Source organism: Capnocytophaga sp. oral taxon 326 str. F0382, from assembly GCF_000318295.1.
In the GTDB taxonomy this organism is placed as follows: Bacteria; Bacteroidota; Bacteroidia; order Flavobacteriales; family Flavobacteriaceae; genus Capnocytophaga; species Capnocytophaga periodontitidis.
This window is the reverse complement of sequence record NZ_KB291421.1, coordinates 1-4,526: the sequence shown is the minus strand read 5'-3', so window position 1 is coordinate 4,526 and position 4,526 is coordinate 1. Positions and strand designations below refer to the sequence as shown.

Annotated in this window: 2 protein-coding genes; both read right to left on the bottom strand. The window is 37.3% G+C overall.

Annotation, left to right across the window (positions count from 1 at the left end):
• A partial coding sequence (locus HMPREF9073_RS09140) for an FG-GAP-like repeat-containing protein (protein ID WP_009413445.1) occupies positions 1 to 3,986 on the bottom strand: 3,986 nt, incomplete at its 3' end.
• A 16-nt stretch (positions 3,987 to 4,002) separates the two neighbouring features.
• The gene (locus HMPREF9073_RS09135; RefSeq protein ID WP_009413444.1) at positions 4,003 to 4,446 is read right to left on the bottom strand and encodes a T9SS type A sorting domain-containing protein; all 444 of its coding nucleotides are present in this window, start codon (positions 4,444 to 4,446) and stop codon (positions 4,003 to 4,005) included.
• Positions 4,447 to 4,526: the final 80 nt, after the last annotated feature.

Below are 4,526 nucleotides of genomic sequence, written 5' to 3'. Positions count from 1 at the left end.
TCGTATTGATAGGTGTAGCGCCCAGCTGAGGGGTCAGTAAGACTCGTTTTGCGACCCCAGCCATCTTGTGTAATGCGTTGTACTGCACCTCCATAGTCGGCTGTTTTTAGGTTGCCATTGGCAAAGTAGGTATAACGCACGGTACCCCCATTATCTTGGTGTTCTACGATATTACCTTGCGCATCGCGAGTGCTAATGATTTGTTGCTGACCGTCATCAGCAGTTGTTTTGAGCTTATCGTAAGTAAAGCGGGTTATTTTACCTTCGGGACTCGTAATAGTGGTAGGTCGCCCATACACATCGTATTCTGTCCTCTTCACCTTTTGAGAAGCACCTCCTGCAAGGTGAGGTGTACTTACAGCTACTTGTTGCCCTATACCGTTGTACTCGTAGCTAACCGCATAGCGGTTGTTGAAAGCATCGTTACTCTCTTTTTCTAACAACCAGCCTAAAGTGTTATAACTCTCTGCACTGTAAGCGCCTTCTTCGTTTTCGGTAATGGTTTTAAAAATACTTCCGTTAAATTCATAATGTGTTGTAGTTTTCTTACCTAAGAAATCTGTTGTTTGGATAGGTCTACCTGAAGAATCGTAGGTATATAGAGTAGTTTGCCCTAATGAAGAGGTTTTGCGTTCTAACAGACCTCTGTTGTTATAACTGAACTTGGTTACTTGTCCTTCGTGGTCGGTATGGGAGGTAACCAATCGATGGGTAGGGTCATAGGTATAGCGTTCGGTGCGTTGTTGCCCGTCTTCAGCGGTGGCGGTTTGCTCGGTTATGTTGCCGTACTGGTCATAGCGGTAGGTAGGGGTACGCCAAGCTGTACCATTGCCTTGGGTTTTATGGGTAGTGAGCAAGCCTTTGTCGTAAGCAAAAGTTTCGGCAGTGCTAAAACTATCGCCTGCCAAAGTGGTGGTCGTTTCTTTCTTTTGAGGTAAGCCTACAAAATACGGAGCTTCGCTTTTAGGCAAATAACTTATGCGCGTACTTTTGCTATAACCGTCGGTTTGGGTACGTTGTTCGGTAAGGTTCCCATCGGTATCATAAGTAAAATTATTGGTAGTCGTCAGCCCTGAAAGTTTGTCTTCAGTGGTTTGTTGGGTAAGTTGTAGTTTAAAGACTTTATTAGGACTGAGGGTATGGGTGTATTGGTAGGAGGTTTTTTGGAAAGGTATATTACGAATGATATAGGTAGGTAGAAACCATTGTTTATCTACAATATACTCATTGATTAAAGCTCCTCTAAGTAGAGGGTTCATTTCTTTAAAAGAAAAAAGTACTTGGTCATACTCCTTATTAAGTTCAAACCAATTGGTTTTTCCTATCGCTTTAAATCCAAGAAAGCCTAATCCTTGTGTATGAGTGATAGCATTGTAATAAACATAACGCTGGATTGCTTTAGGTACTCCTATGCCTTCACGTTCTAACTGAGAAACCAGCCGCACAGATTGCATATTAGGAAGTGTAGTGTATGGATATAACTCATCAGGATAAGTAGAAACCCAATAGTACGTTCCCTTTTCTCTATCTAAGTTCAGCAAAGTTGCCATATTTTTATAAGCAATAGTCTGCCTAACACCACCATTGATTACATTTCTAACCAATACATCTTCCCTATTGTTTTCTCGTAAAGAAAGTGTTTGTATTTTATCTCCTGAAAATAGAGAAATATCAGTTACTCTATCCCGCTCATCAGGAGATGAAAATATAATATGAGGGGTATTTCCTTCTTCTAAAATTTTCACCTCGCCTTCACTAAAGGTTATCTCCCTACCTTTTTGGATATTAGTAAATACTACTATCTTACGACTATTCTCTACACCATTGGTAATATCGTATTTATTTTTCGCTATTACAGAGTGAAATTGTACAATATCTGTTTTTCCATCATTGTTGAAATCTATAGGAATAAAACTATAATTATTGATAACTTTCTGATAGAGAATCGGAAATTTTCCCCTAATAGGAATCATTTCTTCATTTTGTTTTTTAAAGTTAAATGTAAAATGTTGGTCAATAGATAAAAAACGAATACCAGCATTAAGCAATACTTCAAACTTATTACTTTTATGTTCGGTAGGAAGTAAAAAATCTATTTTACCATCACCGTTGAAGTCTCCTGCTATAGGATGCATTTCATCTATATAAATATTGGAGCTACGATGTTCATTGATAAGTTTCAATTCTTTATTATCATTCATTTCATAAATGTAAATAGCTCCTTTGGTAACACGTACAAGGTCTGTTTTACCATTGCCGTTCACATCCATCGTCCAAAGTAAATCAGTTCTCAAAAGATCTCCTATATAACCAATACCATAAATGTAGTTTTTCTCTTTACGTCTATCTAAATCTATGAGATAAATACCTTTCCCTTTTTCCTGTAATTCGCATAAACATTCACGTTTCATTATATGGCATTTCTCATAAGCAAAAGCAAACTCAACTCCTAACAATTCAGTAAGACCATCACCATCAAAATCTCCTGAGAGTAATTGATAGTTCGGATTTTCTCTGTATTGTTTTTCAGGAGGATTAGGTAATGAAGCCTCTCTATTGTCTAATATTCCTTGATAATAAGCTCTTTCATCCCAATAAGTAGGCAAATTCCACTCTTTAGTATCTTCAACAATAATAGAATTAGCTCCTCGTTTACAAACTTTTAGGATAATTTTTTTAAAATCTTGAGTGGCCATTACAAACCCTTGTGCTTTATACAAATGTCCATCTTTGGTAAGCATTTTTACTGGAAAAATATTATCAAATTTAGGAACTGTAGTCGTTTGTGCTATAGTACTTATAGTATCTTGCCTAAAGTTATCAAAGAAAATAAGTTCTTTTCTATTTTTTTCTTTTATAGTAGGATATAAAATAAAATCAGTGAAGTTATCTGCATTGAGATCTATAGGAATAGTAGCTGTATTTAGAGCATTTACTTTTCCAAAAGAAGTTTCTATGGTAGAAATACGATTTAAGATTTTCTTCTTAGGATCAGTGCCTTTTGTATCCCAATATTTAAACTCTATGGGGGAGTATTCTTCTTCTCCTACTTTTTCTTGTATTGAAGTTAATCGGTTATACTCCAAACTATTAGTATTATAACTAAGTTTATAGTTTCTATAAGGAACATTATTATCTATTACATTAATCTGTGATAGTATTTCCCCATTTGTAAATTCCATACCGCCTATATAGGCAACTTCAGGACGTGTACGATTATCATATTTAAACTCAATTTTTGTATTGTAGCCATATTCAATATGTTCAATGCGAAGGTGATTATTTTCTATAGTATAAAAATATCGTATGCTCACTCCTTGCGCATTCTCCCAGTAGCTTATGGCATATTCCATAGGCGACTGGCTGTTGTTATCTTTGCCATAATAGGCTTTAGAGCCATCGGGATAGAGCACCTCGAAGTAATCGGGTCCAAAAGCTGAATTTTTGCTTCTACCTACCGCTTTGATACGCAGTTGTGAAAAAGTTTCTGTTTCATAGACCGCTCCACTTTCGCCGTGGGTACCTTCTTTGAGTATCAATCGCTGTCCGTCTAAGGCAAACTGGTCGGTATTAGTGAGGTTTACCTCAGTAATCTTGCCGTTATGATACATTGTACTACCTACGCGACTTATTACTGATAAGCCTGCGAGATGCCAGCCATAGCCTGCTATCCCATTACCACTTTGACTATTATAGGTAAGTGCTAAGGTAGGTGCTACTCCTCCAATACCTTTAGGTACGGCAATAGGTACTGTATAGACTGCTGCACCACTACCCGATACACTCAATTCACCTGTAGTCAAACCAATCGTATTTGCTCCACTTTCTCGTGCTGTAATACTCCCTGAGGGTAGTTCGGTATCAATAGGTTCATCTAAAGGTTCAGCATAAAACGAAGTACGTTCAATAGGTTGTAAAGGATAAACCTCTTGAGCTGTAAAGTTAAGAGAATAAAAAAGTGTTATGAGGAATAAAAAGCGTTTCATAGTAATATAGGTATTGTTATTTTTTTACAATTTTAAAGATTCTCTTGCTACCATCCGAGAATGTAGCCACCATAAAGTAATAGCCTGCTGACCAAGTGGAGATATTGATATGGTAAGGTTCTGTAGGTGGGAGGTTATCAATTTGTTGCATTAACTGTCCGTTGAGGGTGAAGATTGCTAAATGTGTGAGTGTTCCATTTTCGCTGTGTTGCCAATAGACTCCTATCTGGTCGGTAGCGGGGTTAGGCACACCATATAGCTGTACTTTTGAGTTATCGCTATTTAAAGATTTGAGATTATCAGGGAGTTCATCAAAAATTTCTTCATCAGTAGCTTCATCGGTTGCATTGAGACACAAGAGCGCACGGCGCTGGTTGCCAGCGCTATCGTACTGAAAACAGTACTCTTTTTGAGCGTAGATACTTAAAGTACCAAAAAAGAAGAGAAGATACTTTAACATTGTTTAGTAAGTTTGGCAATAATCGGTACAAAGGTAGGAATAAGAAATGAAAAGTGCAAGAAAATATGGGAAATATTTTT